Source organism: Mycobacterium sp. NGS64 (assembly GCF_059812245.1).
This window is the reverse complement of sequence record NZ_JCALCI010000003.1, coordinates 797,437-815,641: the sequence shown is the minus strand read 5'-3', so window position 1 is coordinate 815,641 and position 18,205 is coordinate 797,437. Positions and strand designations below refer to the sequence as shown.

Here is an 18,205-nt window from a genome sequence, read left to right as displayed (position 1 = left end):
GTCCGGTACCCTGGTGCGGTTGCCGACGCAGGCGACCCTCCTGCCACGGAACGACCGTGGCCGCTTGAGACCAGAGGAGGTGGTGAGGTTTCCATGCGTCCATACGAAATCATGGTCATTCTTGACCCCACGCTCGACGAGCGCACCGTTGCCCCATCCTTGGAGACGTTCCTCAACGTCGTCCGGAAGGATGGCGGGACCGTCGACAAGGTCGACATCTGGGGCAAGCGCCGCCTGGCCTACGAGATTGCCAAGCACGCCGAGGGCATCTACGTCGTCGTCGATCTGAAGGCCGAGCCGGCGACGGTATCCGAGCTCGACCGCCAGCTCAGCCTCAACGAGTCGGTGTTGCGCACCAAGGTGATGCGCACCGACAAGCACTGACTGCCGAGTGTCGTCGGAGCTGCGTACGCTCAGCGGGAACACACTGATGTCTATCCCCCGTCCAAAGGCGACGAACAGGGTGGAACGAGGAGGAACCTGTGGCTGGTGACACCACAATCACCGTTGTCGGCAACCTGACCGCCGACCCCGAACTGCGGTTCACTCCCTCGGGTGCCGCCGTGGCGAACTTCACCGTGGCCTCGACGCCACGGATCTATGACCGCCAGAGCGGGGAATGGAAGGACGGCGAGGCGCTGTTCCTGCGGTGCAACATCTGGCGGGAGGCCGCCGAGAACGTCGCGGAAAGCCTCACTCGCGGTGCCAGGGTGATCGTCACCGGACGGCTCAAGCAGCGTTCGTTCGAAACCCGTGAGGGCGAGAAGCGCACCGTCGTCGAGGTCGAGGTCGACGAGATCGGGCCTTCGCTGCGGTACGCCACCGCCAAGGTCAACAAGGCCAGCCGCAGCGGGAGCGGGGGCGGTGGCTTCGGCGGGGGCGGCGGCTCGCGCCCGGCGGCGGCCCCGGCGGCCCAGCCGAGCGGCGGGGACGACCCGTGGGGCAGCGCCCCGGCGTCGGGGTCCTTCGGCGGCGGCGACGACGAGCCCCCCTTCTAAAACACAAAACCTTCAGACCAGTAACAAACGGAAAGAAAGACAGACATGGCCAAGTCCACCAAGCGGCGCCCGGCTCCGGAAAAGCCGATCAAGGCGCGCAAATGCGTCTTCTGCGCCAAAAAGGGTCAAGCGATCGACTACAAGGACACCACCCTGTTGCGCACCTACATCAGTGAGCGCGGCAAGATCCGGGCGCGCCGGGTCACCGGCAACTGCGTGCAGCACCAGCGCGACATCGCCATCGCGGTGAAGAACGCGCGCGAGGTGGCCCTGCTGCCCTTCACCTCCTCGACGCGGTAGCCGCCGAGAGCCAACCGAAAGTACAAAACAATGAAGCTGATTCTGACGGCTGACGTCGATCACCTCGGGACTGTCGGCGACGCGGTCGAGGTCAAGGACGGGTACGGCCGCAACTTCCTGCTCCCGCGCGGCCTGGCCATCCTGGCCTCCCGCGGCGCACAAAAGCAGGCCGACGAGATTCGTCGGGCCCGCGAGACCAAGACCGTTCGCGACCTCGAGCACGCCAACGAAATCAAGTCGGCGATCGATGCGTTGGGCCCCGTCCCGCTGCCGGTGAAGGCCGCGGGCGACACGGGCAAGCTGTTCGGCTCGGTGACCGCCGGTGCCGTCGTCGCGGCCATCAAGAAGGCCGGCGGACCCAACCTCGACAAGCGGGTCGTCCGCCTGCCCAAGACGCACATCAAGGCCGTCGGCACCTATGCGGTTTCGGTGCACCTGCACCCCGAGATCGACGCGGAGGTCGCGCTCGATGTCGTCGCGGATAGCTAACTAAGTAGCGTTTGCTCTCATTCGGTGGCGGCCCTCGATCGGCCGCCGCCGAACCTTTGGTGCTCGGCGCGGGGTTCGCGGCGGCTTTTGAACTCCGTCGCGTTTGCTCGGCTGGCGAACTCTTTCAGGGGTGCCGGCGGCAGAACCTCTTAACCACCTCGTAACTCGGCGAAAATATGGCCGAAAGCCAACACGCCCGACGCAGTAACCTGCGACGACACGCCGAAGAGATTCCTGTCCACACCGATTGTGGTGAGTTGTACTGCTCTTATCAGCAGCGATGTCGCGGAGTCTCGAATTAATCCACAGGTTCTCCACACCCCGTTCAACACAGGTGTCGAAGGATATGCACACACGATGCACAGCCTTATGAACAGAGCCCCCTTTAAGTCCTTGCCAGCAACGTTTACCGTCGTCCCCGCGCGATGCGATACGGGCGCGCTAGGTCGGTGGTTGTCGGGGCCTTGACTTACGCTCCGAATGTCGGTTCGAATGTATGTTCGGCTACTCGTGTTAGGGGAGGTGAGAGTCCGTGGCGGTCGTCGATGACCTCGCGCCAGGCATGGATTCGTCGCCACCCAACGAAGAGTTCGGCCGCCAGCCCCCGCAGGACCTCGCCGCGGAGCAGTCGGTGCTGGGCGGGATGCTGCTGAGCAAGGACGCGATCGCCGACGTCTTGGAGCGGCTGCGGCCCGGCGACTTCTACCGCCCGGCGCACCAGAATGTCTACGACGCGATCCTCGACCTCTACGGGCGCGGCGAGCCGGCCGACGCCGTGACGGTGGCCGCGGAACTGGACCGGCGCGGCATGCTGCGCCGCATCGGCGGCGCGCCCTATCTGCACACCCTGATCTCGACGGTGCCGACGGCGGCCAACGCGGGGTACTACGCGGGCATCGTCGCCGAGAAGGCCCTGCTGCGACGGTTGGTCGAGGCGGGCACGCGGGTCGTGCAATACGGCTACGCGGGCGCCGAGGGAGCCGACGTCGCCGAGATAGTCGACCGCGCGCAGGCCGAGATCTACGACGTCGCTGACCGCCGGATGTCCGAGGACTTCGTTCCCCTCGAGGACCTGCTGCAGCCGACGATGGACGAGATCGACGCCATCGCGTCCAGCGGCGGGGTGTCGCGCGGCGTGCTGACCGGTTTCACCGAGCTCGACGAGGTGACCAACGGCCTGCACCCCGGGCAGATGATCATCGTGGCGGCCCGACCTGGCGTGGGCAAGGCGCTGGCGCTGAAAACGCCCCTGCCGACGCCGGGCGGTTGGACAACGATGGGCGACGTCGCGGTCGGTGAGGAGCTGCTCGACGCCGACGGGCAGCCGACGCGGGTGGTTGCCGCGACGGACGTGATGCTGGGACGCCCCTGCTACGAGGTGGAGTTCTCCGACGGGACAGTGATCACCGCGGACGCCGCGCATCAGTGGCCCACGACTCGCGGCATCCGGACATCAGCTCAGCTGCGCAGCGGCTGGGACACGATTGCCGCGGCCGGCTCGACGCCGCACTACGGCGACTTTGGGACGACGGCCTTGTTGGCTCCTGTCCTGCAGATCATCTCGGTGCGCCGCGTGGAAAGTGTGCCGGTGCGCTGTGTCCAGGTGGACAACGCCGCGCGTCTTTATCTTGCCGGCGCAGGGATGGTGCCGACGCACAATTCCACGCTGGGTCTGGACTTCATGCGGTCGTGTTCCATCAAGCACCGGCTGGCCAGCGTCATCTTCTCGCTGGAGATGAGCAAGTCCGAGATCGTGATGCGGCTGCTGTCAGCCGAGGCCAAGATCAAGCTCGCCGACATGCGTTCGGGCCGCATGAGCGACGACGACTGGACGCGGCTGGCGCGCCGGATGAGCGAAATCAGCGAAGCGCCACTGTATATCGACGACTCGCCCAACCTGACCATGATGGAGATCCGGGCCAAGGCGCGCCGGCTGCGGCAAAAGGCCGACCTGCGGCTGATCGTCATCGACTACATGCAGCTGATGACGTCGGGCAAGAAGCACGAGTCTCGCCAGGTGGAGGTGTCCGAATTCTCAAGGCATCTCAAGCTTTTGGCGAAGGAGCTCGAGGTTCCGGTGGTGGCGATCAGCCAGCTCAACCGCGGTCCCGAGCAGCGCACCGACAAGAGGCCGATGCTCGCTGACCTTCGCGAGTCGGGATGTCTGACCGCATCGACACGGATCCTGCGCGCCGATACTGGGGCTGAGGTCACGTTCGGTGAGCTGATGCGGACGGGCGAGCGTCCGCTGGTGTGGTCGTTGGACGAGCGGCTACGTATGGTCGCGCGCCCCATGACCAACGTTTTCCCAAGTGGCCGCAAGGAGGTGTTCCGGCTTCGATTGGCGTCGGGCCGCGAGGTCGAGGCCACTGGTAACCACCCGTTCATGAAGCTCGATGGTTGGACTCCGTTGGAGCAGCTCAAGATCGGCGATCGCATCGCCGCGCCGCGGCGTGTTCCCGAGCCCGTCAACACGCAGCGGATGGACGACTGCGAGGTGATGCTGCTTGCCCACATGATCGGCGACGGATCGTGCGTGAAACGCCAGCCGATCCGCTACGCGTCGGTCGATGAGGCGAACCTCGCCGCGGTGACGATCTCCGCGGCGCACTTCGGGGTGAAGGCGATCCGCGACGAATACCCGGCGGCTCGCGTGACCACGCTGCGGTTGCCGTCGCCGGAACGACTGGCACGCGGCCGGCGCAATCCCATTGCTGCCTGGCTCGATGGAATGGGTCTGTTCGGCAAGCGCAGTTACGAAAAGTTCGTGCCGGAGGCCGTATTTCGTGCGCCCAACGACCAGGTGGCGTTGTTCCTGAGGCACCTCTGGGCAACCGATGGTTCGGTTTGCTGGAACGAGTCAACTGATGCTGCACAGATCTACTACGCCTCGACAAGTCGGCGTCTGGTCGATGACGTCATGCAGTTGCTACTCCGATTTGGAGTTTTTTCCCGGGTAGCACCTGTGCGCAAGCTTGGCTACCGCGATTGTTGGTCCCTGTATATCGACAGGGCGGAGAATCAGGGCAAGTTCCTTAGAAGCATCGGTGTTCACGGGAAGCGGGGTGAGTCTGCCCGCGGAGTTCTCGCTAAGCTGGACGCCCGCATCGGTCGCCCAGGCTGTGACACCATACCCAAAGAAGTGTGGGAAAAAATCGCAAAAGCATTGACGGTAAAGGGCATAACGCATCGCGAACTTTCAGCTGCGATGAACTCGAATTTTGCCGATGCGACAAGAAGATTCGCACCGGGGCGCTCTCGGTTGCAGAGCGTGGCTGCGCTGCTCGAAGACCGCGAGCTTCACGCTCTGGCTACCAGCGATGTGTTTTGGGACAGGATCGTGGAGATCAGCAGCATCGGTGAACACGACGTATACGATGGTACCGTTCCTGAGACGAATAACTTTGTAGCACAAGGGATTTCAGTACATAACAGCCTCGAACAAGATGCCGACGTCGTCATCCTGCTGCACCGGCCGGACGCGTTCGAGCGCGATGATCCGCGTGGGGGGGAGGCGGATTTCATTCTCGCCAAACACCGTAACGGTCCGACCAAGACGGTTACGGTCGCGCACCAGCTGCACCTGTCGCGCTTCGCCAACATGGCGCGTTGATCACGTCTTTGTTGTAGGTTCTCATTCAACACGGCGATTCTCGTCGTCGTGACGAGGAAATGGCTGATCCGCCACAAGGAATCTAGTTGGTCGGCCTAAGCTTAGGCGTGGACTTGAGCGGTGGCCCAACCGCTCTGCGTGTGGATCTGTGGGACTCGGATTGCCTTGTACACGAAGGACATCGGCGTCCAGTCGTCAAGCGGACGGCTGTGGCGACGCCTCTGACGACAACAAAGTTCGTGGATACCAGCTGTTATCGACCAAACCCCGAACCGCATGTCGCTCCTGCCCAGGGGATGGTCCGTCCCATCGGTTCCTGGTTCGTGACCGTCCACGACACTCGAGAACCCATTCCGTCGACATCGGTGACGAGTTTACGGGCGTGTTGTTCATTCTTGCCCAGCTCGCGCGACAACAGCACGGCACCGGAGTCGTCGAGCACCAGGGCCCGAGCGGCCAACCCACGTCGGCGCCGAACTGCGCAGGCCGAAACGCGCGACAGCGGCTCGATAAACGACGGTGATCATCACATCCAAAACCGGTGTTGGACGGCCGTGTCCCTCAGCCGCATCGTTGAGGTAGACGCTGAGACATCCACCAAAGGAGGGACGAAATGATCACGCAGACAAGCAAGCACGTGGCGTCGTTAACGCAGGGCGAAATTGTGCAGGAGTCCGACCTGGGGTCGATCACGCGCCTGACGGCCGACACCTTCCCGATCCTGAAGGGCCTGTCCATCAAGCGGTTGCTGATCAACCCCGGGGCGATGCGGACCCCGCACTGGCACGCCAACGCCAACGAGCTGACCTACTGCGTCTCGGGAACGGCGCTGGTCTCGGTCCTCGACACCGGCAGCCGGTTCGCGTCCTTTGTGGTGCGCGCCGGAGATATGTTCCACATCGACAGCGGTTCACTGCACCACATCGAGAACATCGGCACGGACACAGCCGAATTCATCATCACGTTCCGCAGCGAGAGGCCCGAGGACTTCGGGCTGGGTGCGGCTTTCGGCGCGATGACCGACGCGGTACTGGGCAACACCTACGACCTGCCGGCCTCGGACTTCGCGGCGATGCGCCGCAGCACTACCGACCGCGCGCTGGCGGCCCGGACCGGTGGCCCCGACGTGCCAGCCACCGCCTACTTCGATGACCCGCACAAGTTCTCGGTCGACGCGATGACACCGCCGGTCAGCGTAGCCGTGGGTTCGGCGAGGACCGCCCGCCTGCAGTACTGGCCCGCGCTGAAGGACCTGTCGATGTACTCGTTGCGCATCCGTGAGGACGGCATGCGCGAACCGCACTGGCACCCGATTACCGCGGAGATGGGCTACGTCAACAAGGGCGCCGCACGCATGACGGTGATGGACCCCGACGGCAGCCTGGACACTTGGTACTTGCGGCAGGGCGACGTGTATTTCATCCCGCGCGCCTACCCGCATCACATCGAGGTTTTCGACGCGCCGGAGATGCACTTCTGCATCTTTTTCGACCAGCCAACCCCTGCCGACATCGGCTATCGGGCCTCGGTCAGCGCCTACTCGCGCCAGGTGCTCGCGGCGACGTTCGAGACCCACATCGACGACCTGCCCGACTTCCCGTTCACCAAAGCTGACCCGCTGATCGTGAACCGGATCAACGCGCTGGACGCGCACGCTATCAGCGAGGTGTAGACGGACGGGGGCTCGCGTGGCGGTCACGTCCGCCGCGCGAGCCCGTGCCATGCGTAAAGGCAGGCCGCGCTGGGGCGTCTAGTGCGATCAGGTGATCCGAGATCCGATGCGGTGCAGGGCGCCGTCCGGATTGACGCAAGCGACTCCCCGCAAGGGGGCGTATCGCTTGGTGCGATCAGCCGGCCCTCGAGGTAGGCCATGCCGCCGAGGTAGGTCATCGCCAGGACCTGGTCGCTGGAGGCTTCGGGGGTGACGTCGTCTGCCAGGCAGATGACCGAGCCGGCTTCCCGAAGATAGAATATCGGTGGTTATGCTATAAAGTTCTTGTCATGAGATACCCGGCAGACCAGAAGGTCAAGGCACGCGCCGCGCTGCTGCGTGCGGGCACGCGCTCGATGAAGGTCGCCGGCTTCAACGGGATCGGTGTCGACGGGCTAGCGGCCGCGGCGGACGTGACCTCGGGAGCGTTCTATTCGAACTTCGCAAACAAGGAAGCGATGCTCGAGGCGATCATCGAGGCCGCCGTCGGTGAGCCGTTCCTTTCCGACACAGAGTCCGGCAGCAAGACCGAGCGCCGGTCGAAGCTGAAGAGCTTTCTCGCGGAATACCTCAGCACCTGCCACGTGGAAAACCCGGGCGACGGATGTGTGATGCCGACCCTTAGCGCCGACGTCGCGCGGGCGGGAGTGTCCACTCGAGAGGTGTACGAACACAAGATCAGCGCGCTTGCGCAGCGGGTGGCCGATGTTCTCGACGGAGCCGATCGGCAGCGGCGGGCGTGGAGCGTCGTCGCGCTGATGGTGGGGGCGGTGTCGATCTCGCGCGCGATGGCCGACCCCGCGACGCAAGCAGACGTGATCGACGCCGCGAGCGAGACCGCGGATAGGCTCATTTCACCCGGCAAGCGACGCGCTTGAGTGGAGGCGGCATGTGGGCATCGAGTGCTTGGAAAGCCGCTCTGGCAAGCCTGGGTATCGTCATGCTCTTGGTTTGCGTTGTGCCGGGCGGCAATTCGATCGCAGCGCCGGACGACGAAGCTGCGACAATCCAGCGGCAGCGGGCCATCGTCGGCGCGTTCGCGACCGCCATCGTGCACGACGACCATGCCGGAATCGCCGAACACGCCACCCCCGACATTGTCTGGACCATCCCCGGCTCCAGTGTGGTGTCCGGCAGGGCGACTGGAATCGACGACGTCACCAGGCTGACCGACACGTTTGCCCAGTACGGGCTGCACATCTCGCCGCGCGGATTTGCTTTCGGCCAAGACACCGTCGCGGTCACGCTGCACGACACCGGTGAACACAATGGCAAGCGGCTCGATCAGGACGTGGTCAACGTGCTCACCATCCGTGACGACAAGATTTCTGAGGTCACAGCGCATTTGACCGACGTCGGGTCATTTGACGCGTACTTCGCCTAACCCGAGGTTCCTCGCGGCCCATCCCACCGCGGATCCGAACCCTGGGCTAGCCATAGGATAACGATCACTATATAGTGACCGTTATCCTATGGACCGACGGAAGGAAAGCAATGGCAAGCCAGCAAGCGATCGAGTTCGCCGACTTCTACGCCGAGATCGGCAGGAGATCCTCGAATCCCAATTTCGAGCTGGAGACGATCCGCGACGTCACCGAGAACATCCATCTGGCGACGAAGGAACCCGAGGGCGTGACCTACGCCGAGGTGGACGCCGGCGGAGTCGAGGCGCTGTGGTGCGTCCCGGTCGACAGCGACCCCGAGGCGGTGCTGCTGCACACGCACATGGGCGGCAGCGTGCTGATGTCAATGCATTCGGACCGAAAAGCTGCCGCGCACATCGCGAAAGCGGCGGGCGTGCGGTCGCTGGTATTGAACTTCCGGCGTTCCCCGGAGCACAAGTACCCAGCGCAGGTCGAAGACGTGGACGCCGCCTACCGCTGGCTGCTCGACCAGGGCTACCGGCCCGACAAGATCGGCAGTGTCGGCCACTCGATCGGCGGCTATCTCGCGGTCGAACTTGCACTGCGGTTACGTGATCGGGGCGAGGCACTGCCCGGTGCCGTGCTGTCCATCTCGCCGTGGACCGACGCCACGCTGTCGGGGGACTCCATCGAGACCAACGCCGAGCGAGACAAGCTGCTCACGCGGGGATTGCTCGAGCTGTTCCGGTCGTGCTGGCTTGATGGAACCGGCGTGGAATTCACCGACCCGCAGGTGCATCTGCTCGGGGCCGACCTGTCGGGGCTGCCCCCGACCGCGGTGTACTACGGCGAATACGAGCTGCTCGCGTCGGACGCCATCGCCTTCTCCCGCCGGGCGAAGGAGGCAGGCAATGACGTACTCGTTCGGCGGGTCGACGAGGGGCAGCACTCCTTCATCATGGGCGCGGGCCGCGTCGGGGAGGTCGACCGCGCGATCGCCGAGATGGGTCGCTGGCTGCGCTCTGTGCTCGGGCTCCAGACCGCGGTGGCCTGAAAGACATGCAGCCGTTCGAACTGACGTTGGCCGGCGCCGCACAGGAGATTCGGGCGAAGACGCTATCGCCGGCAGTGCCCGCGGAAGCCCTTGCGGGCGAGCCCAATTAGTGGCCGAAGACCTTTGTCCGAGTGCGGTTGAACCGCTCAGCTTTCCCGGTCGTGTATCTAGGTATCTGCTGATATACCCAGCCGTTCAAGTCAGGAGACCCTTGTGAATACTGAGTTGAAGCCGCGTTACGACGTCATCGTGTGCGGTGCTGGATCGTCGGGATCTGTGATCGCCGGCCGGCTGGCCGAAAACCCCGACATCACTGTCTTACTTTTGGAGGCCGGCGGCAGCGACGACGTCCCCAGCGTGACTGACGCAAGCCAATGGCCATCTAACCTTGGCAGCGGACGTGATTGGGGATTCATGTCCGAGCCCGACCCGCGGCTTCACGGCCGCGCGATCCCGTTTTCGATGGGCAAAGTGCTCGGCGGCGGGTCCAGCATCAACCTGATGATTTGGGCGCGCGGACATCGCAGCGACTGGGACCACTACGCCTCGGAGTCCGGCGAGCTGGCCTGGGGATACCAAGCAATCCTCGACCTCTACCGGCGGATCGAGGACTGGCACGGCATCGGCGAGCCGAACCATCGGGGCAGGGGCGGGCCGGTGTTCGTCCAGCCGGCACCTGATGCGCACCCGCTTGCCGCGGCGACCCTTGAGGCGGCCAGGGCCATCGGCATTCCCACCTATCAGAGCCCCAACGGCCGCCTGATGGAGGAGACCCGCGGCGCTGCTATCACCGATCTGCGCTGGCGTGACGGAAAACGCCTATCGGTGTTTCGCACGTATACCGCCCCGCATCAGCAGCAGGCGAATCTGACCGTGGTCCCGCTCGCACTGGTCACCCGCGTGATCTTCGAAGGCAGCCGGGCCGCCGGTGTCGAGGTCGTCCATGGCGGCACAGTACATCGCGTAGCCGCCGACGCTGAGGTCGTCCTGTCGCTGGGCGCCATTCACACACCGAAGGTGCTGATGCAGTCCGGCATCGGAGACGAAGACGACTTGCGTCGAGTCGGCGTCACCGTTCGCCAGCACCTGCCCGGAGTCGGGCGTAACCTTCAGGACCACTTCGGGTTCGACTGCGTGTGGGAGTTCCCCGAGAACATCCAGGGCAGCACCCAGGTGGGGGCGACGATGTTCTGGGACTCCGGGGCGGCCGATGTCCAGGGACCGGACCTGTTCGCATGTTCAGGCCCATTCCCGAAAGCCACCCCGGAAAACGCCGCGAAATACGGCCTGCCGCAAAACAGCTGGGTCCTGTTCGGCTCACCCACGCACCCGCACAGCCGCGGTCAACTACGCCTGTCAGGTCCCGACCCGACCGACCCCCTTCGCATCGAAGCCAACGCGCTCTCGGACCCCGACGACCTCAAGACCGCCATCTCCTGCATCGAAACCCTGCGCGAAATTGGCAACTCCGCCGAACTTCGGCCGTTCGTCGCACGCGAGGTCATGCCGGGCGACCTGACCGGCGCTGAACTCGAGACATATCTGCGGGACGCCGTCACCACCTACTGGCACGAATCCGGTACCGCCAAGATGGGCCGCGACAACATGTCGGTCGTCGACGGACACCTCAAGGTCTACGGCATCGAGGGCCTGCGCGTCGCCGACGCATCGATCATGCCCCGCATCAGCACCGCCAACACCATGGCGCCCTGCGTCGTCATCGGCGAGCGCGCCGCGCAATTCATCAAGGCCGCACACCGAATCTGAGCCGCGATCCATCCGATCACGGCAGGCAGCCCAAACGGCCTCTCCAATCGTGCTCAGAAGCGTTCGCCGGTTAGCCGAGAAATCAACCATCACATGCAGAGGAGAAGACGCATGCTGGAATTGATCTATAAGGGACAAGCCAGCAATGCGCACCCGCACCCCCTGCTCTTCGTCCACGGCGCCTGGCACGGCGCATGGTGTTGGAATGAACACTTTCTCGACTTCTTCGCCGGCCGGGGCTTCCACGCCCTGGCGCTGAGCCTGCGGGGCCACGGCACCAGTCCAATCGAGAAATCGCTTCGCACGTGCTCGATTTCAGACTTCCTCGCCGACTTGAGCTCGGTCGCACAAAAGCTTGCAACACCCCCGGTGCTGGTCGGCCATTCTATGGGCGGCTTCCTAGTCCAAAAATATCTGGAGATTCATGACGTACCAGCCGCGGTACTTATCGCCTCGGCGCCACCGCGGGGACAGCTGCGTTCCCTCATGCGGTCGATGCGCCGACATCCCTGCCGCAGCAACAGGTTCGCGCTCACCGGTGATCCCGCTCACCTGTACGGGTCAACCACAGGCGCCCGAGAACTCCTCTTCGGTGACAAGGCTCCCGATCCTCTCGTCCAAGCGGTCGCAACCCGACTCCAGCCGGAAAGCATGCGCGCCATCTTCTTGGACATGGTGGCCACCAACTTGGTCAACACCAGAAAGATCGGCACCCCGATGCTTGTCATGGGCGGACAACAGGACCAGGTCTATGCCGTCAGCGACGTACGCCGGACCGCCAAGGCCTACAACACAGAACCCGTCTTCCTTCCAGAGATGGGACACGAGCTCATGTTAGAGCCGGGATGGGCCACGGTCGCCGACACCATTATTTCTTGGCTGGGCAAGCGACGACTATGACCCTCGGCGCCTAGTTGACGGCGCAATAATCATCGATATGCCGCCACTGCCTCCTGACCGGATTGAAGGGCTAGAGGTGCTCCAGCGATCGATCGACGATGTGATGGGCACGAGTGCCAACATCGACTGGTCGGTGTGCATTCGAGATGCCGCAGGTCACGAACTAGCCTCTCGTAATGCCGATCGTCCGATGAAGACTGCGAGCATCGGCAAGCTGCTGTTACTTGTCGAGGTCGCACGGCAATGCGCAGAGGGCGATCTCAGCGGCGCTACTTTGCTCGACCGTGATCCAGAGCTCTTGGTTGCCGATTCGGGGATCTGGCAACACCTTCACGTCGAGAGACTATCTATCCAGGATCTCTGCGTTCTGATTGCCAGCGTCAGCGACAATTTGGCGACAAATGTAGTCCTCAAGAGGGTGGGCTTGCGCACGCTTCGCGACCTTGCCGAATCCCTCGGCTTAGTCCACACGGCGCAGCTGGACTACGTCAGGGATCACCGAGGGCCAGATGACCCGGCGACGCTGTCTACCGGCTCAGCATCCGAGTTGTCACATCTGATGAGCCAGCTGGATCGCAAAGAGCTGATATCCCATGCGGTTTCAGAACAGGTGAACGCCTGGCTGGCAACGTCCGTAGACCTATCCATGGTCGCGGGCGCATTCGGGCTTGATCCGCTGGCTCATGCGACGTTGGATCGAAACTTCCTTGTCCGTAACAAAACTGGTGCGGACGCGGGCATCAGAGCAGACGTCGGGACGATCGGGCGAGACTCCGCCTGGTTCGACTACGCGGTGATCGCCAATTGGGATCCCTCTGACCGAGACCTCCGAGACGAGGTGCTGGCGGGAATGCATGCCATCGGCATGACACTGAGGACCATGATCGAAAGTGCTTCGTAAACATGATCCCGAAACAGACCGTGTCCAGTGAGCGCCCAGACCGGCCAAGCCGACCAACTCACCTGAGTGGGGTCAGGTAGCGGAAGCCGACGACCTATGCGGTGGTCGTCGCGGGCTCGCATCAGCGGGCTTGTCGGAGGGTGCGTGCATGCTGGTGCGCAACCACTACGAAAGGGAGCTGCGATGTGCTGGCAATGCGACCATCCGGACGGCACAACCGAGGAATACCTGGAGGAACTGCGTGAGACCATCCGCGACCACGGTTGGGCGGTTCAGTACGTCGAGAGCGAGAACAGACCGTTCGCCTACACGGTCGGGTTACACCGTCGAGGGCTTCCCGAATTATTGATGACGGGTCTGCCCGCCGACACGGCCTGCCGCGTGCTGAATTCCATTGCCCACATGATCGTCGACGACGGGACGGCGCTCGCACCGGCGATGCATATCGACTACCAAGACAGGTTTCTTATCGAGGTTGTCGAGGTCGAGCACCCCGATGTCCACTTGAAATTCGCAGTTGGGCTCTTCGGCCCTCGGGTTCGTGGCCTGCAGTTGGTGTGGGCTGACGACAAGGGCCGTTGGCCCTGGGATGCGGGGTGGGGGCACGGCCGGCGTCGGCAGCCGGTGCTCGGCGTCCGTGCGGACTGCCCGGGCTCGGCCGCCTAACGACGCCTCGATCTGCCGCGCGTTCTGCCACGCTGAATCGGCCCGGTTACGTGATCGACCAGAATTCGAGCAGAGTCCGCAACGTCGCGACGAGGGGGAGCGGCTGGTCGAGCATCGGATGATGGCCGGCCTCGGCCAATTCGACGAACGGCCCTCGCAGCTGGAGCATGGAGCGGATCCGTTCGGCCATCGCGGGCGGCACCAATCCGGATTCGCAACGCACATAGCCCAAACGGCACCGCATTTCGGCCATCATGGTTTCGAGCGTTTCTTCGTCGGAGGTTGTCGGCTCGAGAAGGTCACCGCCGAAAATCGCCGGGTCGAACTTCCAATTCCAGCCCCCCTCGGCCTTCCGCACCGACTCGACCGCGATATGCCGCCGGATGTAGGGGAGAATGACCTGCTGCGAGGGAACCGCCGTAAAGCGTTGCAGGATCTCGTCTCTCGTCCGGTACGGGGTGTGTTTGCGGTTGCGTAACCGCGCTTCCTCCGGCGAACGTTCCCACAGCGGCGAGTCGATCACGATCATGCTATTGATCTGATTACCGCAACTCATCGCCGCCGTGGCCGCGATCCAGCCGCCCATGCTGTGGCCGATGATCGTCGGTCGCCCCGACGCCCCGGCGGCCGTGGAAACTGCCATCACTTCGTCTGCCCACGTTTGCAGGTCGTAGCTGCTACGCGTGCCGCTGTCGCCGTGTCCGGACAGATCCGGCGCGATCACGCGATGGGTGCGGGACAAGAACGGTGCGATGTGGTCCCACCAACCGGAGTGAGCCGCGCCGCCGTGGACCAGCACGACCGTGGGTTGGTCCGCGTCGCCCCAGGCGCGTAGGTGAATGCGGCAACCATCGACGTCGACGTCGCAATGGTCCGGTCGCTGGGCCAGCGCGGCGGCGAACCAGGACGGTTCGGTTTCCACCTGGCGCGAACGGGAAAACAGCTCCGACCTCCGTGTGGACATAAACGCAGCTCAGTGGACGCCCTACTTTAACTGCAGTCAAACTCCCTGGGAAACGTGCACAGCAGCGCAGTCAGCGCCCAAGACGCTCGGCATCCGCGCAAGTCGAGTAGTCAACTACGCATGTGAAGCGGCCTGGCAGCTGAGACTCTGTTGCCGTCCAGCACTGCCTGAACCGGAGGACGGCGATAGAGGCCGCCACCAAGGAGCGAATTGTGAACCGAGGAAGCCGATTCTTATGACCGCAGCCATGGCTACTCAGCGGACGTTCCCCGACTACTACTGCGACCTCGCCGGCGACGGGATCTATATCGAGTACTGCGTCACCCCACCGCGGATCCCCGGCAGGCCACCCTTCGTGCTTCGATACGACAACGGCTGGCAGACGCTCAACTTCGAGCGCGAGCAGATCCGCAGTACGTTCGTGGCCGACCTGGGCTGGACTCTGAGCGTGACCACGCACGAGCTCGGCGATGCCGGTTCGGTCACCGCAACGATTCTCTTCCCAACCGTCGTCATGCCCCCGACGGGAGGGGAAATCCCGGTGCAGTCGATGCTGATCATCGCCACCCACGAGATCCCCGCTGTGGTGACGCTTCCCGGCCAGCGTGACCATTACCGGATAACCGCCCTCACCGGCCGCGCCCAAAAGATGCGGCTCTATTAGGCGGAAAGCGGGCGGCCGCTACCGCCCGCGACAGAGTTCGGCCAGGGCTTTGGGAGAGCTTCCCGATCAACCGGCGATTGCGGCGGCATGCTCAGCGGCTGGGTGGCACCGGAATGTCTGCGTGCCGAATCTGGTTTCCCCCAGCGCGTTTCGCCTCGTACATCGCGCCGTCGGCGGCGTCCACCAGGCGTTGTATGACCTGCCGGTTGATGGTTTCACCGTCCGATAACAGCTGGATACTGCTGACGCCCAAGCTCGCCGTCACACCCCAAGGGGCGTCGGCGATTGCGGAGCGCATCGCCTCGGCCGTCCTAAGCGCGTCGTGAATTCCGGTCGTCTCGGCGACCAGGAATTCCTCTCCGCCCACCCGGGCGAGAACCGTTCCGGCATGGCTGATTCGGCGCAGGTTGTCGGCCACGGCCACCAGGATGCGGTCGCCAGCGGCGTGGCCGTAAGTGTCATTGATCCGTTTGAAATTGTCGAGATCGAGCATCAACACGCTGAGACAAGGCGCGGGCGTCTGGCCAGTCAGCAACCTGGACGCGGACCGATAAAAGCCCCGTCGGTTGCGCAAGCCGGTGAGCGGATCGGTGGAGGACTTCAGGGCGTCCACCGACAGCCAATGAACGAGGATCTGCCCGCAGAACGGGACCGCCAGGATCCCAGCGCTGAGCACCAGCAGTTTGGCCGCAGCCATCGACACATCACCGGCCACCGCCACCCGGCCGGCGCACACCGCCGCGGTAAGCAGGGCCGTGCCCAGGGTGAAGACCAGCAGGCGGGCCGAATGAAAAAACGCGACGTACCCGGCGAGGCCTCCGAACGCCGCGCAACCCAGCAGCCCGCTGAGCGGGTTGCTCTCGATCAGGCAGGTCGCGGCGATGCCCAGCGTCCCCGCTGTCGAAAAGACCTGGGACTGAACCAGCGTCGGCCAACCGCGCAGCCACACCAGCGCCATTCCGGCCAGGATGACGATGAACGCCACCGCGACTGCGCGCTCAGTTGGGGTTCGCGGACCCGATGGGCTGCTCAGCATCAGTAATGTCGCCGCGGTCAGGGTCGTTAGGATAACGACCAATAAAAAGCGGACAAAGGGCTGCAATCCGCGCGCGGCAAGGTAATCCGACAACCAGTCATAGTGGTCGGGTTGACGCCACCACACACCGATCCAGCGCATTTTCGACGCCTTTGGCCCCTCCTTGACACCACCGTTCGTCTGCGCGGACGACTGAACCTCCGTCGTATGCTACTTATTGGCCTGAAAATCAGGTCCCGTTCAGAATTTCAGTTCGAACTGCGCGGTTGTGCGGACAGCTTGGTAATCAGCCGCCGCATACTGCGGCCGAGGGATCGCGGAACGTGATCGGGATCCATCAGGTCGTTCTCGGCCAGCGCGCTGTCCTCGCCGGTCACCGTCCGCCCGGTGAATCGCCGCAATGTCTTGCCCTGCCCACGAAGCGTCTCGACGGCCGTCAGGAAGGACTTATCCTGCCGCATCGTCCCCTCGAACTCGTCGACGGAAATCCCCAGATGCTCGCACACCAGTTGTTGCCGCACCGACTCGATCGCCCGCCGAATATGTTCGTGTGCTTCACTTTTCGGGTCCGCCTCGACGGCGAGGTCGCACTCGCTGTCGAACCCCATTGACCGGTTGTTGAAGTTCGACGAGCCGACGCGCAACAGCCAATCGTCGACGACCAATATCTTCGAGTGAATGTAGATCTGCGACCCGCCGTCGGTCACCGCCCAGTAGACGCCCAGCCGGCGGTATTCGTCGGCCGCCCAGAGTTTTTGGAGGAGCCGGTGACGCGCGCTGTCCATCGTCTCGCGCTCGAGCCGGTTCAGCCCGCGGCGGGGAAGAACGATGAGGATCTCCGGACCGTCCTGCTCTTTGAGCCGAGCGGCCAGCGCCTCGACCACCTGTCGGGCCGCCAGGTACTGGTTCTCTAGATAGATGGTGTGACGTGCCGCCGCAATCGCCGCGAGGTTGAGCGCTTCCACCTCGCGAACCTCGTCGCGACCACCGAAGGTGGGCAAGGTGCGCGCGATCCCGACCTCGACGTCGCGCAAGATGGGCCGCAAGCCGCCGGGCCATACGGCGCGCGCAGGCTCGATCGGGGCCAGCGACTCCCGGGTCGCGGCCCACCACCTGTCCCGGGCGAGCTCCGCGAGGGCGACCGCCGCGGCGCCGTCCACCGCGACCGCGACCTCGTGTCTCGGGCCGTACCTGCGGCCGAGCGCGCGGCGAAACCGGTTGTTGTGCTTGTGCTCCGGAGTGTCCCAGCGATCGAGTGTGAGGTCGATGCCGCCGCAGAACGCGAGGACGTCATCGACGACCACGATCTTCTGGTGGTGGACCGCGCCGGTTGGCCGGGCCCCGTCGATGGCCAGGCGCAATCGCCTGCTGCTCAGCCGATTCACAACCGACACGGGCGTGACGCCGTACCACAGGCCGTCGAACACGGGCAGCAGGCGGAGGTTGGATTTCAATACGAAAATTTCGAGGGCCGGGCGTCGCCACAGCAGCCAGTAGAGAAAGGCGCCCAGCTGGTTCGGTCCGGCGAGCTTCTTGCCTCCTCGTTCGAATGCCGTCCTGGCGTCGAAGTCCCAGCCGATCAAGATGATTCGATGTTGGGCCCGCAGCATCGCCGCCTTGACCTGAAGAAAGTAGTCGGCGGCGTCGATGATGCAGGCCAGCTGGTCGGCGCGCTCGACGCGCCAGCAGGTCCGTCCGGTAATGGGCAGGGGCTCGTCGCGCATACGCGGTCTGTCTATCACACGAGCGCCCGATTGCCCGGCGACCGCCGCCGGCCT

17 protein-coding genes are annotated in these 18,205 nt (G+C 64.1%); 14 read left to right on the top strand and 3 right to left on the bottom strand.

Annotated elements, in window-relative coordinates:
* Positions 1-93 precede the first annotated feature (93 nt).
* The 13 genes from rpsF (at position 94) to AC5Y4S_RS17690 (ending at position 13,763) form a co-directional block, all read left to right on the top strand.
* Positions 94-384, top strand: coding sequence for a 30S ribosomal protein S6 (gene rpsF / locus AC5Y4S_RS17750; protein ID WP_044509152.1), 291 nt, complete (start codon positions 94-96; stop codon positions 382-384).
* 98 nt (positions 385-482) lie between these two features.
* Positions 483-998 carry a single-stranded DNA-binding protein gene (locus AC5Y4S_RS17745; RefSeq protein WP_068111888.1) on the top strand — a complete coding sequence of 172 codons (516 nt, stop codon included), beginning with the start codon at positions 483-485 and terminating at the stop codon, positions 996-998.
* Between the two features lie 45 nt (positions 999-1,043).
* A complete protein-coding gene (rpsR, locus tag AC5Y4S_RS17740; protein WP_066935440.1) occupies positions 1,044-1,298 on the top strand; it encodes a 30S ribosomal protein S18 in 255 nt (84 codons plus the stop codon).
* 30 nt (positions 1,299-1,328) lie between these two features.
* A complete protein-coding gene (rplI, locus tag AC5Y4S_RS17735) occupies positions 1,329-1,787 on the top strand; it encodes a 50S ribosomal protein L9 (protein WP_500033969.1) in 459 nt (152 codons plus the stop codon).
* Positions 1,788-2,319: 532 nt separating this feature from the next.
* Positions 2,320-5,400: a replicative DNA helicase gene (locus AC5Y4S_RS17730; protein WP_500033968.1), complete on the top strand. Its 3,081-nt coding sequence runs from the start codon at positions 2,320-2,322 to the stop codon at positions 5,398-5,400.
* Between the two features lie 613 nt (positions 5,401-6,013).
* The gene (locus AC5Y4S_RS17725) at positions 6,014-7,072 is read left to right on the top strand and encodes a cupin domain-containing protein (RefSeq protein WP_500033967.1); all 1,059 of its coding nucleotides are present in this window, start codon (positions 6,014-6,016) and stop codon (positions 7,070-7,072) included.
* Positions 7,073-7,401: 329 nt separating this feature from the next.
* Positions 7,402-7,989, top strand: a complete 588-nt coding sequence (locus AC5Y4S_RS17720) for a TetR/AcrR family transcriptional regulator (RefSeq protein ID WP_500033966.1) — start codon at positions 7,402-7,404, stop codon at positions 7,987-7,989.
* A 68-nt stretch (positions 7,990-8,057) separates the two neighbouring features.
* Complete coding sequence (locus AC5Y4S_RS17715; RefSeq protein ID WP_500033965.1) at positions 8,058-8,495, top strand: nuclear transport factor 2 family protein; 438 nt, start codon at positions 8,058-8,060, stop codon at positions 8,493-8,495.
* Between the two features lie 110 nt (positions 8,496-8,605).
* Complete coding sequence (locus AC5Y4S_RS17710; RefSeq protein ID WP_500033964.1) at positions 8,606-9,529, top strand: alpha/beta hydrolase; 924 nt, start codon at positions 8,606-8,608, stop codon at positions 9,527-9,529.
* 213 nt (positions 9,530-9,742) lie between these two features.
* On the top strand, positions 9,743-11,296 hold the full coding sequence (locus tag AC5Y4S_RS17705; protein WP_500033963.1) for a GMC family oxidoreductase: 1,554 nt from the start codon (positions 9,743-9,745) through the stop codon (positions 11,294-11,296).
* Between the two features lie 111 nt (positions 11,297-11,407).
* A complete protein-coding gene (locus tag AC5Y4S_RS17700) occupies positions 11,408-12,196 on the top strand; it encodes an alpha/beta hydrolase (protein WP_500033962.1) in 789 nt (262 codons plus the stop codon).
* Between the two features lie 37 nt (positions 12,197-12,233).
* A complete protein-coding gene (locus AC5Y4S_RS17695) occupies positions 12,234-13,097 on the top strand; it encodes a serine hydrolase (protein ID WP_500033961.1) in 864 nt (287 codons plus the stop codon).
* A gap of 183 nt (positions 13,098-13,280) precedes the next feature.
* Positions 13,281-13,763, top strand: a complete 483-nt coding sequence (locus tag AC5Y4S_RS17690; protein WP_500033960.1) for a DUF4262 domain-containing protein — start codon at positions 13,281-13,283, stop codon at positions 13,761-13,763.
* Positions 13,764-13,809: 46 nt separating this feature from the next.
* Here the strand turns inward: AC5Y4S_RS17690 and AC5Y4S_RS17685 are convergent, their stop codons facing one another.
* A complete protein-coding gene (locus AC5Y4S_RS17685; protein ID WP_500033959.1) occupies positions 13,810-14,727 on the bottom strand; it encodes an alpha/beta fold hydrolase in 918 nt (305 codons plus the stop codon).
* 247 nt (positions 14,728-14,974) lie between these two features.
* On the opposite strand from AC5Y4S_RS17685, the gene AC5Y4S_RS17680 reads away from it, so the two are divergent.
* Positions 14,975-15,391 carry a hypothetical protein gene (locus tag AC5Y4S_RS17680; RefSeq protein WP_500033958.1) on the top strand — a complete coding sequence of 139 codons (417 nt, stop codon included), beginning with the start codon at positions 14,975-14,977 and terminating at the stop codon, positions 15,389-15,391.
* A 91-nt stretch (positions 15,392-15,482) separates the two neighbouring features.
* Here the strand turns inward: AC5Y4S_RS17680 and AC5Y4S_RS17675 are convergent, their stop codons facing one another.
* Both AC5Y4S_RS17675 and AC5Y4S_RS17670 read right to left on the bottom strand, forming a co-directional pair.
* On the bottom strand, positions 15,483-16,568 hold the full coding sequence (locus AC5Y4S_RS17675; protein WP_500033957.1) for a GGDEF domain-containing protein: 1,086 nt from the start codon (positions 16,566-16,568) through the stop codon (positions 15,483-15,485).
* Between the two features lie 107 nt (positions 16,569-16,675).
* Positions 16,676-18,151 (bottom strand): phospholipase D-like domain-containing protein, encoded by a 1,476-nt coding sequence (locus AC5Y4S_RS17670; RefSeq protein ID WP_500033956.1) that lies wholly within the window; start codon positions 18,149-18,151, stop codon positions 16,676-16,678.
* Between the last annotated feature and the right edge of the window lie 54 nt (positions 18,152-18,205).

Excerpts from the sequence above, each read along its gene's own strand:
- rpsF (WP_044509152.1), top strand. The coding sequence starts at position 94 with ATGCGTCCATACGAAATCATGGTCATTCTTGACCCCACGCTCGACGAG.
- rpsR (WP_066935440.1), top strand. The coding sequence starts at position 1,044 with ATGGCCAAGTCCACCAAGCGGCGCCCGGCTCCGGAAAAGCCGATCAAG.
- rplI (WP_500033969.1), top strand. The coding sequence starts at position 1,329 with ATGAAGCTGATTCTGACGGCTGACGTCGATCACCTCGGGACTGTCGGC.
- AC5Y4S_RS17725 (WP_500033967.1), top strand. The coding sequence starts at position 6,014 with ATGATCACGCAGACAAGCAAGCACGTGGCGTCGTTAACGCAGGGCGAA.
- AC5Y4S_RS17720 (WP_500033966.1), top strand. The coding sequence starts at position 7,402 with ATGAGATACCCGGCAGACCAGAAGGTCAAGGCACGCGCCGCGCTGCTG.
- AC5Y4S_RS17710 (WP_500033964.1), top strand. The coding sequence starts at position 8,606 with ATGGCAAGCCAGCAAGCGATCGAGTTCGCCGACTTCTACGCCGAGATC.
- AC5Y4S_RS17700 (WP_500033962.1), top strand. The coding sequence starts at position 11,408 with ATGCTGGAATTGATCTATAAGGGACAAGCCAGCAATGCGCACCCGCAC.
- AC5Y4S_RS17695 (WP_500033961.1), top strand. The coding sequence starts at position 12,234 with ATGCCGCCACTGCCTCCTGACCGGATTGAAGGGCTAGAGGTGCTCCAG.
- AC5Y4S_RS17690 (WP_500033960.1), top strand. The coding sequence starts at position 13,281 with ATGTGCTGGCAATGCGACCATCCGGACGGCACAACCGAGGAATACCTG.
- AC5Y4S_RS17685 (WP_500033959.1), bottom strand. The coding sequence starts at position 14,727 with ATGTCCACACGGAGGTCGGAGCTGTTTTCCCGTTCGCGCCAGGTGGAA.
- AC5Y4S_RS17680 (WP_500033958.1), top strand. The coding sequence starts at position 14,975 with ATGGCTACTCAGCGGACGTTCCCCGACTACTACTGCGACCTCGCCGGC.
- AC5Y4S_RS17675 (WP_500033957.1), bottom strand. The coding sequence starts at position 16,568 with ATGCGCTGGATCGGTGTGTGGTGGCGTCAACCCGACCACTATGACTGG.
- AC5Y4S_RS17670 (WP_500033956.1), bottom strand. The coding sequence starts at position 18,151 with ATGCGCGACGAGCCCCTGCCCATTACCGGACGGACCTGCTGGCGCGTC.